We start from the raw sequence: 26,044 nt of genomic DNA, 5'->3' as shown, positions 1-26,044 counted from the left end.
ACGCGATAAAAATAATTAGATGGAGGGTACTACCATGAGTACCAACAGTTCCCAATCTTCTGCTGCCACGGCGCTGAAGGATTCTCTGATGCAGAAAACCCCAAATGTAGGCAGCCTGCGCCAGGCGCTGAATCTGAAGTCCATCAGTGCCGGAGTGGTCGCGGCACTATTTGGCTGCTCGGGGCCAGCGCTGATTGTCATCCGTGCCGCCGAAGCCGGTCAGTTGAGCAGCGGTCAGACAGTGGCGTGGCTGTTCGCGATCTATTTTCTCGGCGGACTCATCAGTCTCGGCATGGCGTTGCGCTACCGTCAGCCGATTTGCGGTGCCTATTCAATTCCGGGCGCGGCTATCCTGATTGCGGCCCTGGGTGGGTTGCAGTTTAGCGAAGCGGTTGGCGCCTTTATTATGAGCGGTGCCATCGTACTGGTGTTGGGACTGACCGGTGTGATTGGCAAACTGATGCGCTGGCTGCCGATGCCGATCGTGATGGCGATGATCGCCGGCGCGCTGATTCGATTCGCTATTGGTGCCGCCGAGTCAATCGGTGCCGATCCAATCATGGCCGGTTTGGCTGCGCTGGTATTTTTCCTGGTTGCGCGCTATCTGAAATCCGTACCACCCGTGTTAGCGGCTGGTCTGGTGGGTTTTGGTGCGGCGCTGTCTATGGGACTCGTCAATCCGGCCGATGTTAATATCGCTTTCGTGGCACCGGAATTTACTGTCCCGACATTTACCTTCGATGCGTTTTTTGCCATATCGATCCCGCTGGCGGCTCTGGTGGTCGGGGCCGAAAATGCCCAGGCAACTGGTGTGCTGATGGCCGAGGGCTACAAGCCTCCAGTCAATGCAATGACCATTGTCTCTGGTATCGGTGGCATGCTGGCCGGAGCCTTGGGTGGCCACAATGCGAATATAGCGGGCCCGATGACTGCTATCTGTTCGTCTCCCCAGGCCGGCGATGAGGCGGAGCACCGCTACGGCGCCACTCTAGTCAACGGTGTGTTGTTCTGCTTGTTCGGGCTTTTTGCCGGTGGCGCGGTGCCTTTCATTCTGGCACTGCCCAAGTCGCTGATTGTGGTAGTGGCGGGACTGGCGATGATCGGTGTATTACTGGCTGCTTTTCAACAGGCTTTCAACAAGGTTTCGGGCTATCAGGTTGGTGCCTTCATCGCGCTTGTTGTGGCGATGAGCAAGTTATCGCTGTTTGGAGTCAGTGCACCTTTCTGGGCTCTGGTCGCAGGTGTGGTCGTTTCGATGTTGCTGAACGAAGGCAAGGAAAAAGCCTGATCGTATGGGGTAGCCGCAGATATTTCCGGCGCTTGCAAGCCAGCAAGTGCCGGACGTTATCGTCGTTAACTTTCGCGCAGCAGGGAGCCGCAGCGTAACAGACCTTGCAGGAGGTGACTCCATGCGTCATCTTGATCTTCAGGTGGTCGCCCGTGCGCTCGAGTGGGCGAGGGTTGGCCAGCCAATCTGGCTCTGCACTGTGATATCGACCTATGGTTCGTCCCCGCGTGCGCCGGGTGCAATGCTGGTAGCCACTGGCAGCGGTGAGTATGTCGGCTCTCTGTCCGGAGGCTGCGTCGAGGAAGAGTTTCTGGGCAGCCTAGCAAAAGGAGGCTTTAGCCAGTCGGTTCAGCAGATCCGCTACGGTGACAGCCAGGAGGAGAGCCGGAGGTTGCGGCTGCCCTGTGGTGGTACGCTGCAGGTGCTGGTCGAACACCCGGCTGGCGGTCAGGAGCTGGTACAGCATCTGCAGTCGATTCTGGAAGTCTTACAGGGACAGCAGCGGCTGATTAGGCAGGTCGATCTCGACTCCGGCGCCATGTGGCTGCTTGAAGACGGTGCAGAAGGCGGTGCCCGGGTAGAACGGGTTAGGGATCGTGTGAGCATCCGTCTCGGCCCTGTGTTGAGGGTTATTTTGGCTGGATTTTCACCGGTGGCTGAAGCCTGTGCCAGCTTTGCCCGCACACTGGGCTGCGAGGTAATCGCCTGTGACCCGCGAGATGAAGTACAGGGACTCTATGACTTTGGCGATGCGCAGGTCGTACCCATTTTGCCTTCACTTTATATTGCCGCTGGGAACTGCCATGCCGCCACGGCGGTACTTGCTTTGACCCATGATCCCAAGATCGATGATCTGGCGGTGATGGAAGCGGTTCGGACATCCGCTTTCTATATTGGCGTGATGGGTTCCGACAAGACGTCGGCCAAGCGTGCCGAACGTCTGCAACGCATCGGCGGCCTCAATGAGACACAGCTTGGACGTATACATATGCCGATCGGGCTCAACCTGGGCAGCAAGTCACCGTCCGAGATTGCCCTAGCGGCGATGGCCGATGTGCTGCGCCTGTATCGGGGGCGGGCGCGCCATGAGCTCTGATCCAGTCGTCGCCCTAGTGCTGGCCGCGGGCTTTGGACGCCGTTTTGGATCGGACAAGAGGCAGGCGACACTGGCTGATGGCCGGACCCTGCTGCAGGCTACACTAGCGTCAGTTGCTGAGGTTTACAGTGCCGTTTTCGTGGTGCTACGCGAAACAGACGACCCTCGGCAACTGGGTGTGACGGAACCGGTTGGCGTAGTACGGGCTGCAAATGCCGGGCGTGGACTGGGTGCCAGCCTGGCGGATGGCGTCAGTGCGCTACAACTGGCGGGTATCGAAGCCGAGGCGCTGGCGGTGGTGCTGGGTGATATGCCCTGGATCGCGCAAAGTTCCCATCGCCGGCTGGCCCGCCTGGCGACGCATGACCGGATTTTACGACCGATATATAATGGGCGCAGTGGTCATCCGGTGCTGTTCGGTCGGGACTTCTGGCCGCGTTTGCAAGGTCTCGATGGCGACGAAGGGGCGCGAGCCGTGCTGCAGTTGCAACCGCAGGCCTGTATGCGGGTCGAACTCAGTGACCCTAACATAATAAGAGACGTCGACACGGTAGCCGGACTTGCTTGCGAGCCGGAGCCAGTCGACAGCAAGGCCTTGTTGTCAGAATGAAGCCGGAGGTTTAGCGTGTCCAGTGCGCAACGTGTATTCCATGGCGATTTCGGGCGTGCCGCGCTGCTTGACATGAACAAGCCGCTGGTAATGCATGCCCACTCTGAGTGCCATATGCTGATCAAGGTGTCGGGTGAGGACACGTTTTTCAATGTGCGTGACCACCAGGTGCCGCTGACCGACAGGACGGCCGTGCTTATTAATGCTTGGGAGCCCCATTATTACGACTATCAGCCCGGTGCCGGTCCTACCCTGATACTAGCCCTCTATATCGAACCTCAGTGGCTCGCGACCGCGCAGCAGTCGCTGCTGCTTAGCGCTCGTCCGGACTTCTTCCGCCAGCCCTGCATCGACCTCAGTCCGCGTAACCGCCGCTTGGCGGACCGTTTGATTGCGGAAATGTGCAGCTTCGGACTGGTACCGAAAGATAAGATCATGTTCCTGCTGCTGGATTTACTTATTGCGTTGATAGAAGACTTTTCGGAATGGCGTCATTTGATGAAGCTCGGGGCCGCTGTTGGCTACGAGGGTGCTGATGCCCGAGTACGTCGTGCCATCGAGTACATGCTGCGGCATCTAGATGACAAGGATCTGATTGAAAATGCGGCGCGGGCCTGTGGACTGTCGCGCGCGCATTTCTTTGCCCTTTTCAAGCACCAAACTGGCATGACGCCAAATATCTTTCTGAATACTGCGAGGATGAGCAAGGCGCTGAACTGGCTGGCTGACAAACGCGGTGGGACCTTGGGCGAACTATCCGAGGAGCTGGGCTTTTCCGAACAGGGGCACTTCACCCGTTTTTTTCAGCGTCATATTGGTGCGCCGCCCAGCCAGTACCAGCGCGTGCTAGATAGCTACCGGCAGGACAAGGATTTTGACTGAGCGGCGCGCAGTTACTGCGAGGTGAGTCAGGTTTAGGCCTCTGCCTTTAGATCACGTGTGCGGTAGCACCGCTAATGTAGGAGGTAGCTTAGTCCGGAGCCACCAACACTGACTTCTTGGTCAGGTGTGGTGGCAAACGAACTATATGTTCAGAAATCGGTTATAACACCCCCCGCTCTGCCAGCGATACATGCCCCTCTGTACTGACGACGACATGATCCAGAGTGCGCACGCCCACCATAGCTAAGGCATCTCGAAGCTGAATGGTGATGCGTTTATCGGCCTCGCTGGGTTCCGGGTCACCGGATGGGTGGTTATGGACCAAGACCAGGGCGGCGGCGTTGTGAGATAGCGCGATCTTTACGACTTCCCGCGGATAGACGCTGGCTGCATCCAGTGTGCCTCGAAAAATCTCCTCAAACGTGATGATCCGATGACGGTTATCCAGCAGCAACGCGCCAAAGACTTCATGTTCGTAGGCATGCATCAGGGTCTGCAGATAGCTGAAGGCATCGGCGGGTTGCTCGATGCGGCGCCCCTTGGCCAGGCGCTGGCGTGATAGCTGGTGGGCCATGGTCAGAATGTCCTCTTCAGTGACAGGTGTTTCAGCAACATAGGTACCGGCTTTCTCACCGGCTTTGAATTTGTGATATTTCATTGAAGGCTACTCCGGGAGACCCCGTGAGACAGACCGCTCCCATGGGAGCGGTCTGTCTCCCATGGGAAAGTGGATGGTGTCGGGTTATGGCGTTAACAGCAGGTTTTTCGTGACATTGAACAGTTCGCATTTCAGGTCTTTCAGGTCGTTGATGACCAGGCTGGAGGGGAAGAACCGCTCCACCGAGCGGGTTTGTATGCCGATGCCCAGCAGTTCAAAGCCACTGCGCTGGCAACGGTTGACGATATCGTGGGCGGCGTTCCAGTCGTCCGGCTCACCGTCGGTCAGTACGATCATCAGCTTGCGTTTCTCCTTTTGTCTGAGCAGGTCATGGGCGGCAAACCACATGGCGGGGGCCAGTGGTGTGCAACCTCGGGGTGTCTGGGCAAAGCGCGCTGCCTCTCGACGTACGGATTGACGGGGTCGTAACGCCATCGCTACAACTTGAACGCAGCCTGGAAAGAAACTCACCGCGGTCGATACACCGGGTATGCCTTCCAGCGCCAGCGCTAAGGCCAGGGCGGCTTCATTGGCGATTTGATAGTATTTGCGACCGCTGTCAGCGGAGGTTTTGGCCATGGAGCCTGATATATCGACTAGCAGGTGCACCGCCGCATTCGGTGCCACCCGGTGGCTGCGTGTCAGGAACAGGCGAGATTCCCCGGTCTGGGAACGGGCGAGTCGGTTGTGGTCGATCTGTCGTCCTTGGTGTTTGGCATGGGGGCGGTTGTCCTGACTGGACTGCACCAGGCCCCGCAAGCGGGCACGGATTCGGGCAGACTCTCCTGCTGCGCGTTGCAGAATGCCCGGGTCGCCGGGCTGTGCCAGCTCTGGCCGGGGCATGTTAAATGCCATAGCCCCCTGATGTTGCTGCGCTTCGGCCTGTAACAGGGTCGCGACCTGGGTGAACAAGTCTGCGGTGAATGCACCTTCGCCCACTGACAGAATCTGCTTTAACACGGATTCGTGTCGATCTGCGGATGACCTGTCTTGGTCTTCGAATGATCTGCCGGGCTCGTGGGGGGAGTCGGCGTCCTGGGTGTTGTTGTTCGGGGAGGTCTGAGAACTCTCCTCGTTAGTGGCTGAGGTATCGGGCTCGTTCCCCGTTGCAGGGGTGTCGTGTTGGCCCGCAGGGCTCGGCACTTGTTCAGCATCCTCCTCAAGCGCCTCAACCTCCTCAAACAATTGAATAATGGCATCAGCACTCTGCAGGGCGTCTGCCGTGGACGCCAAGTATTGGGTGCCATCCGCGATAACTGTTAGGTGTGACAGCACAGTCGCCGGAAGCAGCGTACTGAATTGGGCATCCACGGCCTGATACAGCAGGGCCAGTACCGACTGCCCCAGTAAGCGGCTACGCAGCCGGAACAGTAACCAACTCTGTAACAACGTAGCGGGGTGGTTGTCCGTGGGCACCCTGAGTTGCTGGTGATCCACCATGTATCTCAGTACCTCGTGAATGGTGCGACGGGTTCCGGGGTAATCCTGGGCGAGTGCGGCTTCGATACGGATGTCTTCGATGATGTTCAACAGTGCCTTGCGTAGCGGATGGGAGGCCGCCGCAGCCACCACGTCGAAATCGGTATGACGGATATGTGCGGCTTCATGGGCCAGATAACCCCAGGCGACCTGCTGAAAACGGGGATCATCCGGATTGGCGGCCGGTATAACGATGCTGTCACCGTCGGTATAGGCGTCCTGACCCTGGATGAGGACTTTGACGCCAAACTTTTCACCATAGGCCGCAGCCACGATCGGCAGTGCATTCTTCAGTGGGTGGTTCATCTGTTGCTCCTTGGCAGGGGCGCGACTCCCCACAGGGAGTGACACCCCGGTTGGGTTAATGGATTGGCCGGGTGAGAGATCACCTGAATGGGTTTTTGTATGCTGTTGCTTTGCACCACTTCGCTTGGTGCGCTCAGTCAGGGCCTGCCGGCAGGAACACCATCGCTGTCACCCAGATACCTGCAGCATCGGCGGATGCAACAACCAGCGGGTTTTTCGGAATAACGACGCTGTGGGTGGCATAGCTTTGTTGAGCGATATGGCGGCAACGCTGAACATCGAACAGCTGCTCGCTGTCGACCGGCTCTATCAAGGCCGAGAGTTCAGGTTCCAGTCGTTGCAGTTCTGTAGCTGAGTGCAGATAGGCGTTTGAGCGCATGGTGATATCTCCGTGTTGGTGCTCTGGGCTAGAAATAGTAGGACCCTGGCTGGGCAGGAGCCGCCGGTGTGCGCGACGGCAGCGTCGCTGGTCTGGAACCTGGACCGGTGTGCGGCTTTGAGTGCGGTGTGGACAGCGCTGTGGGTTGGGTATCCTCCTCGGTGGGCATATCGGCTTGGGGGAGGGTACTGGCCAGCACGTGCTGCAGTGTCAGTTGCCCTTCGCCATGGCGCTTCATTTTGTCCGGATCGGACAGGATCAGAATCAGGGCCAGTAGTTCATGGTACTGGTGACCTGTTATCGGCCCGGCGTTGGGCAGTTGTGGAAAGAGTCGGTCCATTGCATCGACCATCGGTTGTACGCGGTGATCGAGAAAGGACAGGCCGTTGAGCTTGTCATGCAGGCGTCGCAGGGGGTTGAGGGAACGCTGACTGATCTGGTTTTTACCGGCCACGGAGCGCTCAAAGAGTTCATTGGCATCCCGGGCCACTTCGCACAGGAGGGTATGCCCCATGCCGTTGATCTTGTCATCCAGCGGGGCTGCCTGGTGGGAGGGTTGTATCCGGTAGACCGTGTAATCGAACTGCAGTCGCTGGGCGACATCGGCGACAGGGGCAATGGCGCGACGAATCGCATCCGCAAAGTCGGGGTGCTTGGCGATCCAGGCATGGGTGACCTGATCATAGTTATCGAGGAAGGTGTTTTTGCAGGCCGCAAATTCTCGGCCAATTCGGTCCAGTTCCGGCAGTATCTGCGCTATACGGGCCTCAGGTACCGCATAGCCGCCGAGAAAGCGCACACCGATCTGCTCACACAGACGCTGCGCTTCCTTCTTCAGGCGCTCAAACTGCGAAAGGGCTTCGGGATCACAGATCTTCTTGCTGCCCAGACTCGCAACATCGGTGGGGGGCAGCTCACTGCCATCGACGAGACGCAGGTCCTCGGGACGCAGCTTTTTACGGCCGCTCCAGATGGAACAATCGATATGGCAAATCACCAGTTTTTCCAGGGTCTTAATGCTCATGATGGTGTTTCCTTAAGATATGGGGGATACACGCCAGCCTGATGGATGACGCGTCGCCGGGGGCGTTATGGAGCTGTTATGGAGTCGCGGGTGGTAATGGCTGTTGGCAGTGTTGGTGGTGTTGTCGATACCCAGATGTGCTTGCGTCATGCCTCCCAGTGATCGCCAAAGACATCGGCCGCAATACGGTGAATGGCTTCGCGCTGCTCCGGTTCCGCCCGGGCGGTCAGCGCACGGACCAGAGCGTATTCCACCGCATTGGGTGCGCCCTTGAACGCCAGCGTCAGCTTGGCCCAGCGCAGCAGGGTGCGCGTTGACAGCGTGATGCTGAGCTCGGCGCCGTTGTCGGCACCCCCGATAAACAAGCGTCGGATATCGTTGGCGACCTTCACCATCTTCTGCCGGAAGAGCTGCGGTAATGCAGGCACGACGCGCTCGAGTATGGCTTCTTCTATAGCCGTGTCGGCATAGCGGGCCTCAAGGAGGCGAAAGCGATCCAGGAAGGCCAGGTTCTGTTGCATAACGCCCTGGTACAGCCCCGTCTGATCACCGCTGCCGGCACTGTTACCGGTGGCGATGAAGCGGAACTTGGGATGGGGCGGAATGATTTCACCGCCGTTCTGGGCGATGACCAGCGGTGCACCTTCGAGGATGTCATTGAGCCCGGCCAGTTCCGCCGGTTCTGCCAGATCCAGTTCGTTGATGATCAGCAGGTGGCCGTGTTTAACCGCTAACGCCAGGGGACCGTAAACAAAGGCCATGTTGCCGTTGACCAGGGTGTGATGCCCGGTGAGATCCGACAGCTCCAACCGGCCGTGGGCCGTGATCTGCTGTACGGGCCAATTAAGGCGTGCGGCGATCTGGCAGATCAGCGATGTTTTGCCACACCCGGTGGGGCCGCTGATGTACAGACCGTCACCGTCTGGGTTGGACAAAAAGGCCAATACATCGCGCAGATCCTCCTTGCGAAACACATACTCATCTCTGCGGCGCGGGATATTGGGATGGTCATTGTCAGGGCCGTATCCCTCCAGCACAAAGCTGTCGGGGGCGGGCACGTTGAAGGTGGTGTTCACCTGAACCAGGTAGTGCGTTGTATCCGTCATGATTAACCTCGGCATAAATACAAAAGCCCCCAGGCCTTCAGGTCTGGGGGCTTTTATGGATGGGGTGATGGTTGTGGATAGCGCGAAGGTCGGCTATTCAGAAATAAAATGAACGCGGTGGCTGTGGGGACAACGCGGGTTGAGGCTGATTGTCGGGCGTATTGCGCACCTGAGCCGTGTGCTCCTCAGTTGGGACCGTTGCAGGAATAGTCGTGTCTGCCGTCTCGGGCTGAGTGACGGTGAGGCGAATACGCTCCGCCGCGGGCTTGCGGTATGGTGATAGTGTGGCTTCATCGATCTCGCCCAGTTGCTCGGCAATGAGCGCGGGATAGTCGACAGTACCGTTGACCCAATAGCGACAGAGCTTGATGCCGGCATACTCGGCATGGGCGAAGGCGCCCATCATCGCCACCAGGCGCTGCTGTACCTCGGTCATGGCCTGCTTATGGGTGTTGAGTTGTTGCTCTAGTGCTTTGGCTTGATGGTTCACCTCCAGGTAGTGGTGGGACAGGGCCGCCCAACGCGACTGATCCGCCCCCGCGGGAACAAAATAATCCCGCTCCGGGCATTTGGCGGGTTCCTGTCGGGTCTGGATCAGCGTCCAGAACTGACGGGCGTTTTCCTCCAGCGTTACAAGGAAGGCATCATCCCGGGCAATCTCGAACTCGATCAGCTCATCGGCATAAAAGAACGCCAACCAGCCACGGGGCGCGTTGGCGACGAGAATCTGGTGCTGCACCTGAACCCAGTACAGCTGATAGGCACTGCTTTGTTCTGCGGCTGAGCGTACCTCCTCGAATACGTTGGCGGTTGGGCATTTCAGCTCGACCGGTTCACCGGCGTTGTTGATGCCATCGAAGCTGGCACGCAGCAGGGGGTTGTGGTCCGCTTCTGCACACAGCGGCAGCAGCAGATCCTGGTGCGCCTGCTCGAAGGCTTGGCGAGCTTTGGGTTCCAGTTGGATACCGCGTTGCACGTTAGGGTTAGCGGACAGGTCATCCGGCAGTACCAATGCCGTTTTTTCGGCCCACAGGCGCCAGGGCGTTTTATAGGGCGAACGGTCCATGATGACTGGCGCTTCCGATGCGGTGATACCGCCATTACGCCACTGGTGCCAGGCGGGTGTTCGCTGGGAGAGATCCACGATACGCATGCAGCCTCCTGAACGGGAGACAGCACCCGGCCGGGGTGACAGTCTCCCCGGGTGGGTTAGTGGGCAAGGCTCAGGACGCTTGGCGCGCCTCAAGCGGTGCGGGCACCTGTTGACGGGCGATGTGGATCTGCTGCTGAGCAAACGCCAGATCCGTTCCCTGAAAATGTTCCTGCGCGTATTCCAGGGCGCTATTCCAGGCACCGGCCGCCTCGGCCCGTTCGATGAGTTTGCTGACCAGGCCCTGGGTCCGTGCCGGAACCTGAGCGGGATCGGCCAATTGAGGTTCAACCACGACCGTGGCTTGGGCTTCAAGGATCCGCTCGGCTTCATCCTGATCGAAGATGCCGACAAAGCCGAAGGCAATGCGCGAGCACTGAATCATCGCCTTGTGCCGCAACATGCGCTTGGTGTGGGTCTGCCAGGGGCCGTTACTGCGGAAGGGGCCATTGTTACCCATCCCCTCGAACGGCGGTCGATAGACCTCGTCCAGGTACTCGGTGATCTTCACCGGATGGGAGCGGTCGCGCCGGTAAATGATGCACTCCATCCACTCCGGACATTCCTTGGCACCCTCCGGCGTGACGCGGGTGTCGGCACTGCGAAACTCCATGCCATCGAACTGATCGTGCTGGTTGATGATCCGTGACCAGCCATCGACCCCAACCACCGGGATAATGCCAGCGTGCTTGTCCGGAAAGGCATAGATCTCCTTGGTGAAGGGGTTCAGGCCATATTGGTCCGCGACGACCAGCAAGGCCATCATCTGCTCGTTGTTGGGTACACTGCCATCCCGTTGCCGGAAGGCGGTGGCCTTGAGTGTCTCGAACAGCTTGGCGGGATCGACACTGAAACGCTCGGCAAAGCGCGCGGTGAGTGTAGGCTTATCCATGGCGGTCTGCTCCATCCAGGAACTGATCCGGCAGGCTCAGCGAGAAGGTTTGACCGCAGCAGCGGCACTCAAAGTTATCCAGCACGCGATCATCAATCACCGCGCCCACCTTGGCACCTGCGACACTGCCTGAGACACATCCTACCAACCCGCCAATGATGGCGCCGGCAAGAGTGCCAACAGCCATGCCGACCGTGCCTCCCACTACACCAACAGCCATACCAATACGCGAGCCGGACAAGGCGCCACTGAACCCCGTCACCGTACCGGCCACGCCGCCTGCTATAGCGCCCACCTTTTTGCCATAGTCATGGGTAAATACCTGCGTCGAACCGCAGGCTGAACAACGAATAGTCATGAGAAACCTCCAGATACGAATGAGCTATTGAATAGGGCCGGGAGAGCTCCGGCCCTGAAACACGGCACTTGGTGCGTGATCGGGTAGGTAATATGTATCTGAGATTTTTTTGTTTGAGTTGGACGTGCCAGGTTCGCAATAAGGTGGATCACCATTTGTGATATCAGGGGCGCGGGCTAGCGGGGATCTAGTAAATTCAGCAGGTCGGGCAGGCAGCGTCGGTGCGCATTGATGGGATCTGGCGGGTCATTCAGCCGCTGGATAAGTGGTCCGGTCCGATACAAACCTGGCGCGGGGCGTCGCGGTGTTCGGTGCGGTGAAGCCGCACTGCGCTTATCTTTTCGCCAACCGTCGCACGAATCGCATGAACTGTACTGGCACACGACGGTCTGGGCGTCTGGCAGGCCGCACGGCGTCTGCATCACGGTGCGTTCAGGTTGCCCGAACCCCGGCGTGGCGATAATCCTCGAGCATCTAGGTGCCGATGCAGGGCTCTTGCCGTGGCCGTGTATGGGCGCCGCCGGTGTGCTCACCGTACGCTTGCTTCATTCTACCTGAAGTGGGCTGGGTAAGATCAGGCAACGAATGGAGAGGGGCGGACATCAGGAGCTTAGCCCGTAATTCGCTGTTCCAGTTGCACCCAATGCAGCCTCTCTTTACTGTTACGAAGAAATACATTTTTAATACCGGTAGGTTAGCGCATGGACGAAGCAGACGACGTAACCCACGACGGCGAACAAGATGAGCCTCTTGGGTCTAAGGAAGCCAGGAGAAAACGGCTCAAGGCACATCTATTGGCACAAGCGAAGTATGTGGCTCAGGATGGTTGCGATGGATATTCTCCGAAAACCACTGAGAATTCTGGGCAGGAGAACAAGTTTTCAACAAATATGAATGAGCCCTGCCAGGCAGTACCGGGCGCTCAAGGGCTGAACGATGGAGGCGCTCGCCCCTCCACTGGAGTGCCAGGAGCCCACGGTAATGTTTTTGGTGACAACAGGGCAGCGAACAGCTTCGCTACAGAGGGACGGTATCCTCACTCGCCTAGCAGTTGTCCGCCAACCACCAATCAATCTTTCCCTTTTACCGGCACTCCGTTTGGGTCCAAGCAAACTTCCCTTTTTACCGCCACTCCGTTTGGGTCCAAGCTAAGTGCACATGATAAGCAGGTTGCCAGCGCACTTGAGATCCTAAAGCAGGAGCTCTCGCTGGTCAGAAATGAAATCAAAAGCGTTCTGCTGCTAGAGTGGAAAAGTGGAAAGGTCTTGCCGGCAACGCCTGAAGCGATCGAAGACCAGCTCAAACTGGCATTTTTCAACAAGTTCCAACAAGACCTGTCTTCCAAGGCCGTCAAGTCAGCACTTGTCACATTTCGCACGTCTACGCCGCCTAATGATATCGTTCCTTGTTTCGGTCGAGCGGGTTACGACTTAGAAAAAAACCGATACATTTTTCTCGGTTACGAGACTGTCCGATACGCCAAGGGTGACCCTTCATACGAAGTATGGAATCAACAACATCCTCATATCGAGCCCAAATACAGTCTACCCTGCGAGTTTAACGTTCACAAAGGCAATATCCCTGCAAGGTTGGTCGAGCATCTCTTCGAGGCCACAGACCTCCCTGTAGATAGCGACCTGTTAATCATTGCATGGAGCATCTTGTCTTGGATGCCTGACCGGAAGCAGGTGCTGCTAGAGCTACTCGGTGACACTCCATTCTCCCCTGCTGCAACTCAGGCCACCATAAAGCAACTATTGGATCCTGCGACGATGTGGGCTGACCCACAATTACCTAAAAACCTAAAGCAACTGGATGATTGTGCACTAAGAAATTACTTGTTGAGCTTCGATCGTGTGGACGAGGTTTCCGAGACCATCCAGAAAGGCTTGCTACACCTACTCGATGGAAAGACTATATCGTGGAAGTCAAAATCCACCTCAGTACCCACTGAGATCAGAGTGGTTTGCCCTGCCATGCTGAACAGCTTAGAAAGTGTTGTTTCGTATACACCTTTGGCAGATAGAACCCTCACCATTGAGCTTTCAAAAAATGAAGGTGCCCCCCCTGTATCCTTTTCCGATCCAGCAACTAGCACATTGTTGAACAACACATTCAACGGCTTGCTGTCAGTCTTTGGATACGTGAATAGCCAATGGGCATTGGTGGAAACTGACCCTGCTTTTGAACGGTACGGCGAACTAAACGACCTCTGTAGAGTCGGCGTTCTTGTTGCTAGAAGCCTTGATCGGGGTGATGCAGATTTTTGGCAGCAGCTGAACATGAACCAGCAGATTCGCCGTGAGTATGAACTGGATGAAAACCCAGTAGCCAAGGCGCTACTGAGCTGTTTCAAGAACAACGGCGAGGCCGAGATTGAGGAGGCAGTGAAGGATTGGCAAGAGCGTCTCTCTGACTATCGGCCAGATAGCAAGCAATTCGTCTGGCCCCAGACCCCGCGAGCAATGGGTGCAAAGTTCAAAATTGCGGCGCCGATACTCCGATCCTTCGGGGTCACGTTCGAGCCGCTAGGACAACGAACCGCCAATCGCCACTGGAGGCTTTTCAGGAATCCTTCCTCTGAAGGCAAAGAGTAGGGCGGCACGGGAAAGCTCGCCACTCCCTCTACCAAAGTGACATTGTGAGATTGAATTCTGAAAAAAGGCTGATTTTAAGGCCATATTTCATATAAATTAGAATTTTAAACATCACAATGTCACTGATTTCGCAATCAAGATGACGGATCGGCAGCTGTCAGGAGGCAAAGCGCCTCATCATCTACTCTCGCTCAATGTCCTCATAGACATCCATCTACAACCATCAATAAACCTGACGCCCTCGTTACCGCCGTGTACAGCCAACGACAACCCTCCTCGGTGTCCAGCCTTAGCCCCATCGGATCTACGATCACCTGCTCCCATTCACCACCCTGGGCCTTGTGGCAGGTCATGGCATAGCCGAACTTCACCTGTAACGCGTTGTAGTAGGGGTCTGTTTGCATCAGATCCCGAAACTCGACGCTATCCGGATCCACGTAGGGATGCCGTTGCCTGAGCAGCTCAAGCAGCGCATACTGCTCGGTATCCTCAAGGTCCCGTTTGTCAGAGAACAATAAATTCTCTAACACCAAGCACTCCACAGTATTCGAGGAGTCATCAGTGATATTGAACAGGAGCCTCAGCTCTCTGAAACGCAACGTGACTACCTGACCACTCGGTAGACGCACCTGCTCAATCACAGTCGACGACATCACGGTATGCACCTGCACCTGGTCACCATTACTCAGTCCTACAGCCGGGCAGTTGCGAGTCACGAGCAGCCGGTCTTCTGGTGTGACTGAAGCCCAAGAGTTGCCCCATAGCTGCGATCGGACTCCCAGGTTATATTCGCTTGCTATCGCGTTGCTGTAGACCACGGCTACAGATGAACACCTCTCACGGCTATTAGCAGCAACCAAGCCCACAGCTGAGTGGAAATCGATGGAACGTATATCTTGGCCGTTGAAGGGTATCGCAATACCTCCAGCCGTTACGCGAAAGATCTGGTCTCGAATAGAGTTGGCCAGCGACAGAATGCCGCTTTTCTCGCCTTGGCGCATGACCGTCGTTAACTCATACCGCCGAGTCTGAAGTCCGAACCTGTTATGAAGGTATTCTGGACAAAGTGCGGGTGATTGCTTACTTCCTACTGGAGGTAACTGGGCCAGATCGCCGACAAAGAGCAACTTAATCGGACGACTCGCTAGCCCCTCCCTATACAGGTGTTGGACGTATCCCACCAGATCACTCAGCAACTTGCCCGAACCGAAGCGCATAGAAGACTGGTAGGTCGCGGTATCACCGACCATGGAGGCTTCATCAACGATCATCAGATCAAAGGGGTTACCTTGCTTCCTGATTGGGAAATCCATCTGTACAGCACTGAGCCCTTCCTCTGGGCGCGTGTCGTCGACGCTCAGGCTCGCCATGTAATAGATTGCCCCATGGAGTGTGGATACCGTGGCAGGCCCAATCGCATTGGGTAGCATCCTATCGAGCTTGCCTTGCAGTATCTGGGCCGCACGGCCGGTCGGGGCCACCAGCATGCTGTTCATCCCCAAGCGATGAACAAGCTCAATAATCTTGGCGACGAGTGTGGTTTTGCCTGTACCCGCGCTGCCGCAAAGGACGAACGCCTGGCTAGATGGGGTGTTGAGAAAGTGCTCTATAGCCTTCAGCGCTTCGAGCTGATCCGGGTTGAGCTGAATCTGTTTGTGCATGTGATATACGTCCGAAAAGGCCACAGCTTCCCCTAAGCTCGGGTAGCCCATATGCAGAAGCTGTCGCAGGGAAGGTGTTGAAAGGTGCAGGCGATTAACAGAATACTGCACCGGATGGCGTCGGCTCTACGATGTGAGCCGGCGATGAGCAGTCGAAGTCAGAGCTGGCCTGATTCGATCATGTCGATCAAATTGAAGACGCCGAAGCCAGACATGCTGTGGTCACGCGCTATCCACTTGCCTTTGCCTGGCCAGAAGTCGATCAAGCAGCCGTTACCGGTGACTATCAGATGGATACCGTCGTTGTTGGTGCAGTACTCGATGTTTCGGCTCTCCAGCAATTGGCGGCTGGATTCACGGTTCATGGCGCGCTTATTAATAGGTTTAGTTGGTATTTTTGCATTCTCTTGAGAGTCGTCAATTGAGGGAAGGTCTAGCATGATGAGGTCCTTTGAAAGTGTGGGAATCCCGTCCGTGGGCTGAAGTGACATACCTGTCTGTATCATTGTCATCATCCGTAGAAATTTACTGCGCTGACGTACTGGCTCCTCCTGGTGACAGACCTTTTGCCTTGCACTGCCTATAGGTTTGAAGGGCCTGCTTTAGGTATTCAGGCCTTTGCGCCGCCCAGTGCAGTAACGTCCGTGCAGCACCACTGGGTTGACGGCGCCCCTGCTCCCACTCACTGACAGTTCGAGGACTGATCCCCAAGCAACGGGCAAAGGTTGCCTGTGTCAGCTTCAGCGATTTACGCGCCTCTATAGCCGCCAGCACCACCGGATCGGCTGTCCTGACAATAGGGTCTCCGGGAGCGGGCCAAAGACACGCATTACCCCCTGTTTTCGACGGCTGTGACGGAGTTTCGGAATTATGCGGATGGGCTTGCCAGTGGTTCTTCGGGGCATGAGGCCTACATATCCCCTGCTGTAAGGCTTCAGGGTGCGCTTGTTCGTAGCGCCTCATCCAGAGTTCGGTGATGGATAGGCTATCGTCGGACATAATCGTTCTCCTGCTGTAAGGGGGCATACGGCAAAGCCGCAGCCATATCATCTGCAGGAGAGCCCGACAGTCGGGACCTTGTTACTTGCGCGTCCCACCGAAGTTCTGGAGCCCTTGGCCAAAGCACTTGGTGTCGACCTTGCATAGATAGCTGGCACGGAAAAACAGGGCCGGCAGCTGTGCGTAGTGATCAGATCGGTTAAGGTGGTACTCAGCGTTCTCTGGGATATAAACCAGACCTGGCGCCAAATGCAGCGAGAGACCTAAAGCCGAGTACCAGGCATCTCTGATCATGGTCATGAGACTGCCAGAAACAGAGTGGTACTCCCCCAATCTGTGAAATTGCTCACGATTGAATAGCAGTAAGAGATGGTAATGTGGCGTACGGGAGTCCTTTAACTCCCTGGCCCAGACCATTCTGACCGCTGAGCGGCAGACACGCTTGCCCTGTCGAGCCCGACGTTTCTGATAGCTATCCAGTCTGGAATCAAGCGATTTCTTGAAGCGATCGATGACTTCATTACTGGATATGATGTCACCTGTCGGTCCGGCACACCTCAGGTCTACCCGTACAGCAAATACTCTCGTGAAGTCCTGTGTGGCGTTGTCGATAACGTAAAGTAGACGATCCAGATACTCCTTGACCAGTAACCCGCCGTTGTAGACAGGCCAGCCGCGATAATCGGATTCGTTCCAGAATGTCAGATTATGATTTCCCGGTACACGTTTTTGATACATGATGAACTCCGTTGAAGTCAGAATCCTCAGTAGCCATGCACGCACCATTACTGACAAAATGTTTAGTCAGTAAATTATGTATATAGTATGGAGACTTGGCGCACTTGAGCGCTCAGAGAGTGGGGAGGGGGGTTATATTATTATACCGGTGCCATATGGACGGCAAACCTTGGCAAATAGCCCCAAAAACCCCACAAATCACGGCGTTTTGATGCCCTGGCTACTCGAGGAAAAAAGAAGGTTGCAGGAAAATAAATAGATGAGGCGACAGCCTCTTGGATTTTACAAGGTTTACTGAGTATCTGGCTGGTCGCGCTCGTCTATACGCGCTTGAATCCAAGCAAGCACTTCTTCCTCCACCCAGGCAACAGAATTAGCTCCAAGGTCCACGGATGCTGGGAAAGCGCCATCTTTAATTTTGCGGTAAAGGCCGGATCGGGACTGAGCTGTCAGGTACAGGACTTCGGGTAAGCGTAAAAGTCGCATGAGTATTACTCCTTAGCAGATTGACTCATGCGATAGGGCAGACCTGTAAGAATTTACTCCGAGGGGACTCACCGCGTCTCATCGCGCCCTGTTTGAGCCGCCGAGATGCTGACCCAGGAGCAAGCAGTGAAGACCAACGTGCTGGCTCACCAGGGTTATGGCATCAATACAGTCGCGCGGGAACTTGGACTGCCACGCAACACCATACGTAAGTATCTGAGAGCGCGATCGCGCACTTCACGCTACCCCCTAGCCCCTGAACGCCCCCTACACACGCATTACCTTCAGGAGCGACTTGAAGCCGCTCGCTCTGGATCCCAGCGACTGTTCTGTTGCGTGCTAGGTGACAGCGCAGGTCGGTTACAGCTTCCGCTACTACAGCCTCTGCCGCTCTGTGTCCCTCTGCAACAATTTACTGTTCACTGGCCGTCAATAAATGCCTGGTTCCGGTTCTTATACTGGCTTCAATCTCCTGCGAAGGCTTTATGGTCTTTACGGGGTTTTGACCTACAAGAACAAACAAGGGGTAGTTTATGGCTGCTACAGTAGACCCGATCACGCTGGCCGTTGTCCGCGGCGCGCTTGAGACGGCGCAGCGAGAGATGACGCTGACGCTGGAGAAAACCGGGCGTTCCAGTGTCTTCAATCTGGCGCACGATTACAGCAATGCGCTGTTCGATCACTTTCCGGAGATGATTCTGCAGGGGCAGGATATCCCGATTCACTTGGGCTCGCTGATTCCGGCGATGAAGTGTGTGGCCGAGTATTTCGGAGACGACATTCAGGAAGGCGATGTGATCTACCACAACGATCCCGCCTACAAGGGCAGTCACATTCTCGACTGCTGCATGTACAAACCGGTGTTCTATCAGGGCGAGCTGGTATTTTGGAGCGTCTGCAAGGGTCACCTGACCGATATCGGTGGCCCGGTACCCGCCGGCTATAATCCGGATGCCAAAGAGATTTATGCCGAGGGCCTGCGCATTCCACCGGTCAAGCTGTGGGAACGAGGCAAGCGGCGCGAGGATGTGGTTAATCTGCTACTGACCAACATGCGTGCGCGCCGTGATCAGGAAGGCGATATCAATGCGCAGTACGGCGCCTGCCGTGTTGGCGAGCGCAACATGGTTGCGCTGCTCGACAAGTACGGTGTGGATACGGTCAAGGCCTGTATTGCCGAGCTAAAGCACGCGGCCGATCAGCAGATGCGTTCCCTGGTTCGCTCGGTGCCCGATGGTGAATATCTTGGCAGCGCAATGCTTGAAGACGCCGGCCATGGCTTTGGTGAGATGGAAATCACCGCCAAGGTGACCGTGCAGGGCGATAGCCTGCATATCGAGGTGCAGAGCCCGCCGCAGATACCCTATTTTATCAACTCCTACGAAGGCAACTCGATGTCCGGCGTGTACCTGGGGTTGATGATGTTTGCGCAGCTGCCGCCGCCTTACAACGAGGGTCTCTATCGCTGCGTAACGGTGGATCTGGGCGAGAAGGGCACCCTTTGTAACGCCCAGGAACCCGCGCCCCATGTCAACTGCACCACGACTCCCATGGAGACTCTGACCGATGCGGTGCGCATGGCGCTGGAAAAGGCGGCGCCCGAACGGGTCACTGCCTCTTGGGGACACGCCAGCGGTATCAATATCGCCGGCATCGATCCCCGTAGTGACGAACAGTACGTCACTATGGTGCTGGCGTCGATTATCTCCGGTGCGGGTGCCACCCAGGTGATGGACGGCTGGCACGCCTGTGGCCCGCTGAGCTGCTTCGGTGCTCTTAGTTCCGGTGATATCGAACTACTTGAATATGCCTACCCGATCATCATCCATCGTTATGGCCTGGTGCAGGACAGCGGCGGGGCAGGTTACCACCGGGGCGGCTCGGGCACGGCTTGGGAGGTCGAGCCGATTGGTCACGAGATGACGGTGATTGCCTTCGGTGAGGGGCGACAGATTCCGACTATGGGCGCGGCTGGGGCGAAGAACGGGCTGCAGGATGAGAAGCTCGGCCGGCTGGTGGTGTCCGGTAACGGAAAGGAACAGGTCTACCGGGCCAATACCATCGTCACCATCAACCCGGGCGAGCGCGTCACTAATGTTAACCCGGGCGGCGGTGGCTACGGCGATCCGTTTAGCCGCACTATCGATGCGGTGCTGGAAGATTATCGTAATGGTTTGGTATCGCTGAAAGGTGCCGAGCTCGAATACGGCGTTGCCATCCGGCCGCAGGATGGCTCTCTTGACGAGGAGCAGACCTCTCGTCTGCGTGAACAGGCCCATCGACATTCTGCGTGATCAAACGCCAACGACTGAGGATAATAATATGCGTAGTAAATATCGTCTGGGTGTGGATGCCGGTGGCACCTTTACCGACTTCGTGCTGGCTGAGAAGACTGGCGACGTGCGGGTCTTCAAGAGTCCGTCGACCCCGCACGACGGCACCATTGCCATCAAGGCAGGCCTGGCCCAGATCAGCGAGGCGCTGGGTGAATCGGTGGAGTCGATTATTCAGCAGTGTGACCTTTGCATCAACGGCACCACGGTGGCGCTGAATGCGCTGATCGAGAAGAAGGGGGCCAAGGTCGGGCTGCTCTGCACCGCAGGTCATGAAGACAGCATCGAGATCCGCCTCGGTCACAAGGAGGAAGGCTACCGTTATGATGCCGATTTCCCTCCGGCCCATATGATAGTGCCACGCCATCTGCGCCGGCCGATTCCTGGGCGTGTTTTGGTCGATGGATCGGAGCACACACCGCTGGATGAGGCGGCAGTGCGCGAGGCTGTGCGCTATTTCAAGGAAGAAGGCGTCGAAAGCGTCGCGATCTCCTTTGTCTGGGCGGTGCGCAACCCTGATCACGAGCGCCGTGCCCGTGAGATCGTGCAGGAGATGATGCCGGGGGTGTTCGTCTGCACCGGTACCGAGGTTGATCCGCAAGTGCGTGAGTACACCCGTACCTCCACCACCGTCGTCAACGCTTACCTGAGTCCGGTGATGCGGCGCTATGTCGAACGTATTGACGACTATTTCCGTTCATTGGGCGTGCGTCATCCGGTGCGTTACTTCCAGTCCAACGGCGGTCTGTCCATCGGCGAAGCAATGCAGGGGCGGGCGGTGAATGCCATCAACTCGGGGCCGGCTTCGGCGCCGCAGGCGGGGCTCTACGTCGCCAAGCCCTTTAATATTGATAATGTGATTACTGTTGATATGGGGGGCACCTCGTTCGATATCACCCTGACCAAGGGTGGGCAGACCAACCTGAATAAGAACATCGACTTCCTGCGCTATCGCATCGGGGTGCCGATGATCCAGGTTGAGACCCTGGGTGCCGGCGGCGGCTCTATCTGTCAGGTGGACGAATACGGTATGCTGCAGGTGGGACCTGAGAGCGCAGGCGCGGCGCCCGGACCGGTCTGCTATGGCAAGGGCGGCACCCGGCCAACGGTGACCGATGCCAACCTGGTACTGGGCTACCTGAACCCCGATGCCGTGCTCGGCGGTACCATTCGGCTGGATGCCGAAGCCGCCCTTGCGGCGGTGCGCGAGCATGTCGCCGAGCCGCTGGGTATCAGTGTCGAACGGGCAGCTTACGGCATCAGCACCATCGTCAACCTCAATATGGTCAGCGGCATTCGTCGGGTCTCGATCGAGCGTGGCTATGATCCCCGCGATTTTGCCCTGGTCTGCGCCGGCGGCGCCGGCGGTATGCATATCACCGCCCTGGCCGAGGAGATCGGCAGCAATACAGTGCTTGTACCTAAGGTAGCGTCGGTGTTCTGTGCCTTCGGTCAGATCATTTCCGATGTTCGCTATAATTACATGGCCACCGAACCGATGCGTCTTGATGGCACGGCCAACCTGGATACGCTCAATGTGCGCTTCGACGATCTGGAGCAACGTGGTACCGAGCACCTGCAGGCCGATGGTTTCGCGCCTGAGGATATTTCGGCCTCGCGCAGCGCTGAGATGCGCTATGTCGGTCAGATTCATGAGTGCAGTGTAGATATAGAAGGGGGGGCGATTACGCCGAATAGGCTTGCGACTATCCTGGCGGATTTTCACAAGCGGCATGAGGAGTTGTATACCTATGCTGAGCCGCATAATCCGGTGGAGCTGGTCAATATTGAGACCACGCTGGTCGGGCAGGTCAGCAAACCGCCGGTACGCAAACTCACCCCCTCGGGTTACACACTGAGCGATGCCCTGACTGAAACCCGGCCGATGTTGTTCGACGGTGAGGGCCACTGGGTCGATACACCGGTCTATGCTGGAGAGCGGCTGGATCCGGGTATCCCGGTCGCAGGTCCCGCGGTGGTGGAAGAGCCGACGACTAATATCGTTGTGCGTCCAGGCTGGACGCTAGTGCTCGAGCCTAACAACTGTTATCGCATCACGCGCAACGCATAGGAGACGCGGGCGCCACAAGCTAACCCCGGGAGACCCCGGGGTTAGCTTGTAGAATGCAGCTCTCGCGGTTGTCCTGGGTGGCACCGTTTAAGGATAGACAGGCGCCGCTTCGGGAGCTCTGGAGCCGGCAGCATCGCAAGGAGCATAATAACTAGAATAAGAGGGTGCTCAAATGCACAAGAGTTACAGCACCAGCCTGATTCCCCGTGCCGAACGGGCGGGGTACTGGCGTGAAGTGATCGACAAGACTTATTTTCCGCTCACGCTTGATTTCCGTGAGCCGGAAGCTTTTAGCGGTTCGCTGTCGTGCTGGAACGTCGAGCAGATCAGCATTTCCCGGCTGGAAACATCCGCGACCCGTTACCGGCGCAATGCCCGCAATATCAGCAAAGAAGAAGATAGCCCCTTTCTGATTACCATTCCGCAACTGCAGCCGGTCGATTTTAGTCAGGATCGTCACAAGGTGATTTGCAATCCCGGTTCTTTCATCTTGGAACGCAGCGACCTGCCCTATGAGTTTAGCTATGCCCGGGATAATGAGCTCTGGGTGCTGCGAGTGCCTGATGCCAATCTGCGCACCCGGGTGCGGACGCCGGAGCGCTTCCTTTATATGGAGTTCAGCCTGCTGCAGGGGGCCGGGGCGCTGTTTTCGGATTTCCTCGCTAGCCTGGTCAGGCAGGTACCCTACCTGGGCACTCAAGGTGCGAGTTTGGCCAGTCAGCAGCTGCTGGAATTACTGGCACTGACGCTGGAGGATGACGACCGGGTCATTGCCAGCGGTGAGGCCTGCGTAAGCAATGCGCACCTGATGCGGATCGAGCATTTCGTGCGCGAGAACATCACCAATCCAGATTTGTCTCCGGAGCTGATCGCCTCAGCGTGCCAGATTTCGACACGCTACATGCACAAGTTATTTCAGGGCTCCGGCCAGACGGTTGGCCAGTGGGTTAAGGAAGTTCGGCTGCAGGCGGCGATGAACGATATCAGGAACGGCTCGTCGAAAGTCACCCTTGCCGAGGTTGCCTATAGGTGGGGCTTCGCAGATCAGGCTCATTTCTGCCGATCGTTCAAGTCACGCTTCGGCTGCACCGCCAGGGAAGCGCGGGAAGCCGCTCGCGAAGACCTGTAGAAATGAAAAAGGTTTGAGCAGAGAGCAATGTCTTATTTTTACCCGCCGGACTTTGTCCGGTTTTTTTTTGAGCTCGAAATGAGTTCACAATACCTCATCTATCAACCCACCGCTCATCGGTACAGTCCAGTGCAATAGATCGTACGCTTTCGGTCAATTAACAATTTTCTGTCTCTTGTACTTTTGGAGGGTCTTAATCCAACAATAAAGAGAGACATCATGGCTGGAAATATAAAATTAGACGGCAACAAGGCCGATTATTCCGTGGAGGCCGTACCCCATGGGGAACGGATGAAAAAGAGCTCCCTGACCATGGCCTGGTGGGCCATCTGTAGTGCCATGTTCTGGCTGGTGGTCGCGGCCACCCTGGCGATGAACTTCGGCACCCTCAATGCGATCATCGGGCTGGTGCTGTCGGTAATCACTTTTGGTGTCGTTAACGGGATTATCGCCCGTTATGCCATCAAGACCGGACTTTCGGTAGCCTTGTTCTCCCGCGTATTGTTCGGTCATCTGGGGGCGAGTCTCGCAACCCTGATATTTTTCGCCACGGCGATCTATTACAGCGTGTTTGAAGGTTCTGTCATCGCGGTGGCGATACAGAGCTATTTCCCGTCGTTGACGCTGAACGAGGCTTACTTGCTGGTGGTCTTCTATAGCGTGCCGTTGGTCTTTGGCAGTGTCCAGAACTGGCTTGATAAATTCAACGGCGTACTGCTGCCTTTTTATATCCTGGGTCTGATTGCCGCAGTGGTCATGTCAATCTGGGCGTTCGGTTATTCCAACGACTGGCTGACTATGGGGCCTGAAACAGGACCGGTTGAAAATGGCTGGTGGAACTGCTTTACCTACTTTATGGGTGTTTGGATCCTGATGATGTATACATGGGATTACGCCCGCTTCGGTCATCAGGACGATGCGGATTACCATGCCAAGGTCAATTTTGGCATGCCGTTCTATCTGTTTACTTTCCTGGTCAATGGCCTGGTCGGGATTTTCCTGGCGGCAACCATCCCGACCGAGGGCGGCTTGTCGGAAGTGTCCGTAGTACTGGCCATCATTCAGCTGATGGGCATCTGGGGGCTGCTGTTCGTCTGGGTCAGTCAGACACGGATTAATACAGCCAACTTTTACCTGGCCGCAGAAAACATGCAGGCATTTTTCGAACGCTTCGGCCTGGTCCGGGTTCCGCGCTTTGCCTGGGCCATGGCGGTGGGTGCCGTGGTATATTTTCTGATGCGGCTGAATGTGTTCAGTTTCATTCTGCAGGCGTTGGCTTATCAGGGCATCTTTGTCGTGGCCTGGGTGGCAATTGCGCTGGCTCATATATTTTCGCCCCGTTACGACCAGCTGTTCGATGGCCGCATCGAGTATCAGCTCGACCGCGTCACTGCGCTCAACCCCTGCGGCCTGATTGCCTGGTTCCTCGCGGCCGGACTCGGAATTCTGTTACTCAATTACGGTAACCCGGAGCTGGCCCTGTTTGCCTCACCGGTGACCTTTGTCGTGGCGTTCTGCAGTTACTGGCTGCTGCTCAACAGTGCCAGGCAGCACTGGTTCGTCAAAGCCGAAGCCTGAGTGCCGTAAAACCGGGGCTCCATTAATATCCCCTGTATACACGCCTTCCTCCTGACCCGCAGTCAGGGCGACCTTTGGGGTTGCCCTGACTGTCTTTGTTTCATATCCACTTTTTCTGTCTGGGAACGCACTGGCTGGCGAAAAACCCTCCAAGAGTGCTTAAGCCTGACCATATTCCGACGTCTGCCCGGGTGTTAGCAGGAGTCGTACCGAGTTGCCCAAGGCATCTACGGCCGTATGGATTTTGGTACTCAGTCCGCCTCTGGGCCTCCCTATAGCTTCAGCCTCTTACCACGGTGCCAATGCCCATAGAGCCCAGGTCAATTCGGCTAGGGCGATCCCGCCCGTGCAATCCACAGAACCGCCTAAACAAACAGGCGGTTATCGCGAGCCGTCACGCCTTTGTCGCTGGCTTGCTCGGTAGAAAATGATTGATGCGTTCCCACTGATCGTCACGTAGCCAGTAATACCTCATCCGTAGTTACCTCAAATGCAACGTGATGAATGAGACGAGTTGATTCAAATGAGAAGGCGCTCTAGCGGCCACTGTCATGCTCGATAACCTCCTGTCGCAGCTTTCTTCCACTGTCGGCTGCTGCCGGCAGTTTATTGGCTGGTCGCGGCAATGCCGCAGCCGGAACTTTGTTGGGCTGCCATACGGATGGGCAGATGCTGCAGGACGAACAAGAGGTGCTGGATGTAATGCAGGAGCCTTATGTACGTGGTTTCCGGCAACTGCACCAGTTCAGGGTCCTGGATGGATTGGGGATAGGCTATCTCTCATCACTAAAACCGAGGTATTCAGCCGGCTGCGTAAATTTCAGCGTATCGAGCTGCAATCGGATCAAACCATGGCAGAAATAGCAAAAATGATGATCGACACATGCGCCTGCTGGATCGTCTTGCGCAACCGCATTAGCGAGGCCTGCTGGAATAGGCGATAGATTGGCTGCCACTGACATACCGTTATATTTGTAGTGCGGGTACAGTAACGCGATACGCGCAAAACGGCCGGAGCCCTTAGTTCGACGAGCCGGTGGTAATTCCACGCTATCAGCGTCCCAAGCACTAGCTGCGTCGGGGGCCTACAGGCTCACTTTGAACAGAAGGGCTGCATGCCCACGAGTTCGCCCGGTCACCGCTGCGATCAAATCTCCGCACGTGTCAGGACGGAACTCCATGCCGGCGGTCCCTGGATGAGGCTGTTGAAAAGGCCCACAGGCT

The 26,044-nt window shown here is 56.6% G+C and carries 22 protein-coding genes and 2 pseudogenes; 10 read left to right on the top strand and 14 right to left on the bottom strand.

The genetic code is table 11. The features are described 5' to 3' along the window. The first annotated feature begins 34 nt into the window (after positions 1 to 34). The 4 genes from MPRO_RS03345 (at position 35) to MPRO_RS03330 (ending at position 3,876) form a co-directional block, all read left to right on the top strand. Positions 35 to 1,288: a benzoate/H(+) symporter BenE family transporter gene (locus MPRO_RS03345; protein ID WP_067286948.1), complete on the top strand. Its 1,254-nt coding sequence runs from the start codon at positions 35 to 37 to the stop codon at positions 1,286 to 1,288. A 121-nt stretch (positions 1,289 to 1,409) separates the two neighbouring features. Next, positions 1,410 to 2,384: an XdhC family protein gene (locus MPRO_RS03340; RefSeq protein ID WP_067286945.1), complete on the top strand. Its 975-nt coding sequence runs from the start codon at positions 1,410 to 1,412 to the stop codon at positions 2,382 to 2,384. After that, a complete protein-coding gene (locus tag MPRO_RS03335; RefSeq protein ID WP_067286942.1) occupies positions 2,374 to 2,994 on the top strand; it encodes a nucleotidyltransferase family protein in 621 nt (206 codons plus the stop codon). Before MPRO_RS03340 ends, MPRO_RS03335 begins: the two co-directional genes overlap by 11 nt. A gap of 72 nt (positions 2,995 to 3,066) precedes the next feature. Beyond that, the gene (locus MPRO_RS03330) at positions 3,067 to 3,876 is read left to right on the top strand and encodes a helix-turn-helix transcriptional regulator (protein ID WP_245635016.1); all 810 of its coding nucleotides are present in this window, start codon (positions 3,067 to 3,069) and stop codon (positions 3,874 to 3,876) included. A gap of 160 nt (positions 3,877 to 4,036) precedes the next feature. Here MPRO_RS03330 and radC read toward each other — a convergent pair whose 3' ends face one another. From radC to MPRO_RS03290, 8 genes are all read right to left on the bottom strand, one after another. Next, positions 4,037 to 4,534, bottom strand: a complete 498-nt coding sequence (gene radC, locus MPRO_RS03325) for a RadC family protein (RefSeq protein WP_067286926.1) — start codon at positions 4,532 to 4,534, stop codon at positions 4,037 to 4,039. Positions 4,535 to 4,618: 84 nt separating this feature from the next. After that, the gene (locus MPRO_RS03320) at positions 4,619 to 6,319 is read right to left on the bottom strand and encodes a VWA domain-containing protein (RefSeq protein WP_067286923.1); all 1,701 of its coding nucleotides are present in this window, start codon (positions 6,317 to 6,319) and stop codon (positions 4,619 to 4,621) included. Between the two features lie 133 nt (positions 6,320 to 6,452). Then, positions 6,453 to 6,698: a hypothetical protein gene (locus MPRO_RS03315; RefSeq protein ID WP_067286920.1), complete on the bottom strand. Its 246-nt coding sequence runs from the start codon at positions 6,696 to 6,698 to the stop codon at positions 6,453 to 6,455. A 28-nt stretch (positions 6,699 to 6,726) separates the two neighbouring features. After that, positions 6,727 to 7,722, bottom strand: a complete 996-nt coding sequence (locus tag MPRO_RS03310) for a DUF3150 domain-containing protein (protein WP_082708419.1) — start codon at positions 7,720 to 7,722, stop codon at positions 6,727 to 6,729. Between the two features lie 146 nt (positions 7,723 to 7,868). Beyond that, the gene (locus tag MPRO_RS03305) at positions 7,869 to 8,828 is read right to left on the bottom strand and encodes an AAA family ATPase (protein WP_067286917.1); all 960 of its coding nucleotides are present in this window, start codon (positions 8,826 to 8,828) and stop codon (positions 7,869 to 7,871) included. A gap of 97 nt (positions 8,829 to 8,925) precedes the next feature. Then, positions 8,926 to 9,981, bottom strand: coding sequence for a YqaJ viral recombinase family nuclease (locus tag MPRO_RS03300; protein ID WP_067286913.1), 1,056 nt, complete (start codon positions 9,979 to 9,981; stop codon positions 8,926 to 8,928). A gap of 70 nt (positions 9,982 to 10,051) precedes the next feature. After that, a complete protein-coding gene (gene bet, locus MPRO_RS03295) occupies positions 10,052 to 10,870 on the bottom strand; it encodes a phage recombination protein Bet (RefSeq protein WP_067287063.1) in 819 nt (272 codons plus the stop codon). Continuing rightward, positions 10,863 to 11,228 carry a hypothetical protein gene (locus MPRO_RS03290; RefSeq protein WP_216821228.1) on the bottom strand — a complete coding sequence of 122 codons (366 nt, stop codon included), beginning with the start codon at positions 11,226 to 11,228 and terminating at the stop codon, positions 10,863 to 10,865. Before MPRO_RS03290 ends, bet begins: the two co-directional genes overlap by 8 nt. Before the next feature lie 701 nt (positions 11,229 to 11,929). Here MPRO_RS03290 and MPRO_RS03285 point away from each other — a divergent pair. Further along, entirely contained in the window at positions 11,930 to 13,825 is a 1,896-nt protein-coding gene (locus MPRO_RS03285) for an AICE-type RepA C-terminal domain-containing protein (protein ID WP_067286909.1), read from the top strand. 200 nt (positions 13,826 to 14,025) lie between these two features. Here MPRO_RS03285 and MPRO_RS03280 read toward each other — a convergent pair whose 3' ends face one another. From MPRO_RS03280 to MPRO_RS03260, 5 genes are all read right to left on the bottom strand, one after another. Next, positions 14,026 to 15,486: an ATP-dependent DNA helicase gene (locus MPRO_RS03280; protein ID WP_158651741.1), complete on the bottom strand. Its 1,461-nt coding sequence runs from the start codon at positions 15,484 to 15,486 to the stop codon at positions 14,026 to 14,028. Between the two features lie 158 nt (positions 15,487 to 15,644). Continuing rightward, positions 15,645 to 15,851: a hypothetical protein gene (locus tag MPRO_RS25690; RefSeq protein WP_158651740.1), complete on the bottom strand. Its 207-nt coding sequence runs from the start codon at positions 15,849 to 15,851 to the stop codon at positions 15,645 to 15,647. Positions 15,852 to 16,011: 160 nt separating this feature from the next. Continuing rightward, positions 16,012 to 16,449: a helix-turn-helix domain-containing protein gene (locus MPRO_RS03270; protein WP_082708421.1), complete on the bottom strand. Its 438-nt coding sequence runs from the start codon at positions 16,447 to 16,449 to the stop codon at positions 16,012 to 16,014. Positions 16,450 to 16,566: 117 nt separating this feature from the next. Next, positions 16,567 to 17,223, bottom strand: a complete 657-nt coding sequence (locus MPRO_RS03265; protein WP_067286899.1) for an inovirus Gp2 family protein — start codon at positions 17,221 to 17,223, stop codon at positions 16,567 to 16,569. A 291-nt stretch (positions 17,224 to 17,514) separates the two neighbouring features. Continuing rightward, positions 17,515 to 17,709: a helix-turn-helix transcriptional regulator gene (locus tag MPRO_RS03260; RefSeq protein ID WP_067286897.1), complete on the bottom strand. Its 195-nt coding sequence runs from the start codon at positions 17,707 to 17,709 to the stop codon at positions 17,515 to 17,517. Positions 17,710 to 17,814: 105 nt separating this feature from the next. On the opposite strand from MPRO_RS03260, the pseudogene MPRO_RS26625 reads away from it, so the two are divergent. The 5 genes and pseudogenes from MPRO_RS26625 to MPRO_RS03240 form a co-directional block, all read left to right on the top strand. Further along, a pseudogene (locus tag MPRO_RS26625) lies at positions 17,815 to 17,935 on the top strand (helix-turn-helix domain-containing protein); the annotation flags it as partial. A gap of 307 nt (positions 17,936 to 18,242) precedes the next feature. After that, the gene (gene capB, locus MPRO_RS03255; RefSeq protein WP_067286895.1) at positions 18,243 to 20,003 is read left to right on the top strand and encodes a caprolactamase subunit beta; all 1,761 of its coding nucleotides are present in this window, start codon (positions 18,243 to 18,245) and stop codon (positions 20,001 to 20,003) included. Between the two features lie 28 nt (positions 20,004 to 20,031). Next, complete coding sequence (capA, locus tag MPRO_RS03250; protein WP_067286892.1) at positions 20,032 to 22,113, top strand: caprolactamase subunit alpha; 2,082 nt, start codon at positions 20,032 to 20,034, stop codon at positions 22,111 to 22,113. Between the two features lie 172 nt (positions 22,114 to 22,285). Then, entirely contained in the window at positions 22,286 to 23,242 is a 957-nt protein-coding gene (locus MPRO_RS03245) for an AraC-like ligand-binding domain-containing protein (RefSeq protein WP_067286890.1), read from the top strand. Between the two features lie 219 nt (positions 23,243 to 23,461). Then, positions 23,462 to 24,820: a purine-cytosine permease family protein gene (locus MPRO_RS03240; protein ID WP_067286888.1), complete on the top strand. Its 1,359-nt coding sequence runs from the start codon at positions 23,462 to 23,464 to the stop codon at positions 24,818 to 24,820. 162 nt (positions 24,821 to 24,982) lie between these two features. On the opposite strand, the pseudogene MPRO_RS26275 reads toward MPRO_RS03240, so the two are convergent. Further along, positions 24,983 to 25,295 (bottom strand): annotated as a pseudogene (locus MPRO_RS26275) (transposase); the annotation flags it as partial. Between the last annotated feature and the right edge of the window lie 749 nt (positions 25,296 to 26,044).

Source organism: Marinobacterium profundum, from assembly GCF_001528745.1.
In the GTDB taxonomy this organism is placed as follows: Bacteria; Pseudomonadota; Gammaproteobacteria; order Pseudomonadales; family Balneatricaceae; genus Marinobacterium_A; species Marinobacterium_A profundum.
This window is presented reverse-complemented; position numbering and strand designations above follow the sequence as displayed.

Bases quoted from the DNA above. Each gene is read 5' to 3' on its own strand.
- capB (WP_067286895.1), top strand. From the start codon at position 18,243: ATGGCTGCTACAGTAGACCCGATCACGCTGGCCGTTGTCCGCGGCGCG.
- MPRO_RS03345 (WP_067286948.1), top strand. From the start codon at position 35: ATGAGTACCAACAGTTCCCAATCTTCTGCTGCCACGGCGCTGAAGGAT.
- radC (WP_067286926.1), bottom strand. From the start codon at position 4,534: ATGAAATATCACAAATTCAAAGCCGGTGAGAAAGCCGGTACCTATGTT.
- capA (WP_067286892.1), top strand. From the start codon at position 20,032: ATGCGTAGTAAATATCGTCTGGGTGTGGATGCCGGTGGCACCTTTACC.
- MPRO_RS03305 (WP_067286917.1), bottom strand. From the start codon at position 8,828: ATGACGGATACAACGCACTACCTGGTTCAGGTGAACACCACCTTCAAC.
- MPRO_RS03280 (WP_158651741.1), bottom strand. From the start codon at position 15,486: ATGCACAAACAGATTCAGCTCAACCCGGATCAGCTCGAAGCGCTGAAG.
- MPRO_RS03320 (WP_067286923.1), bottom strand. From the start codon at position 6,319: ATGAACCACCCACTGAAGAATGCACTGCCGATCGTGGCTGCGGCCTAT.
- MPRO_RS03260 (WP_067286897.1), bottom strand. From the start codon at position 17,709: ATGCGACTTTTACGCTTACCCGAAGTCCTGTACCTGACAGCTCAGTCC.
- MPRO_RS03265 (WP_067286899.1), bottom strand. From the start codon at position 17,223: ATGTATCAAAAACGTGTACCGGGAAATCATAATCTGACATTCTGGAAC.
- MPRO_RS03340 (WP_067286945.1), top strand. From the start codon at position 1,410: ATGCGTCATCTTGATCTTCAGGTGGTCGCCCGTGCGCTCGAGTGGGCG.
- MPRO_RS25690 (WP_158651740.1), bottom strand. From the start codon at position 15,851: ATGAACCGTGAATCCAGCCGCCAATTGCTGGAGAGCCGAAACATCGAG.
- MPRO_RS03315 (WP_067286920.1), bottom strand. From the start codon at position 6,698: ATGCGCTCAAACGCCTATCTGCACTCAGCTACAGAACTGCAACGACTG.
- MPRO_RS03300 (WP_067286913.1), bottom strand. From the start codon at position 9,981: ATGCGTATCGTGGATCTCTCCCAGCGAACACCCGCCTGGCACCAGTGG.
- MPRO_RS03270 (WP_082708421.1), bottom strand. From the start codon at position 16,449: ATGAGGCGCTACGAACAAGCGCACCCTGAAGCCTTACAGCAGGGGATA.
- MPRO_RS03330 (WP_245635016.1), top strand. From the start codon at position 3,067: ATGAACAAGCCGCTGGTAATGCATGCCCACTCTGAGTGCCATATGCTG.
- MPRO_RS03245 (WP_067286890.1), top strand. From the start codon at position 22,286: ATGCACAAGAGTTACAGCACCAGCCTGATTCCCCGTGCCGAACGGGCG.
- MPRO_RS03310 (WP_082708419.1), bottom strand. From the start codon at position 7,722: ATGAGCATTAAGACCCTGGAAAAACTGGTGATTTGCCATATCGATTGT.
- MPRO_RS03285 (WP_067286909.1), top strand. From the start codon at position 11,930: ATGGACGAAGCAGACGACGTAACCCACGACGGCGAACAAGATGAGCCT.
- MPRO_RS03290 (WP_216821228.1), bottom strand. From the start codon at position 11,228: ATGACTATTCGTTGTTCAGCCTGCGGTTCGACGCAGGTATTTACCCAT.
- MPRO_RS03240 (WP_067286888.1), top strand. From the start codon at position 23,462: ATGGCTGGAAATATAAAATTAGACGGCAACAAGGCCGATTATTCCGTG.
- MPRO_RS03335 (WP_067286942.1), top strand. From the start codon at position 2,374: ATGAGCTCTGATCCAGTCGTCGCCCTAGTGCTGGCCGCGGGCTTTGGA.
- bet (WP_067287063.1), bottom strand. From the start codon at position 10,870: ATGGATAAGCCTACACTCACCGCGCGCTTTGCCGAGCGTTTCAGTGTC.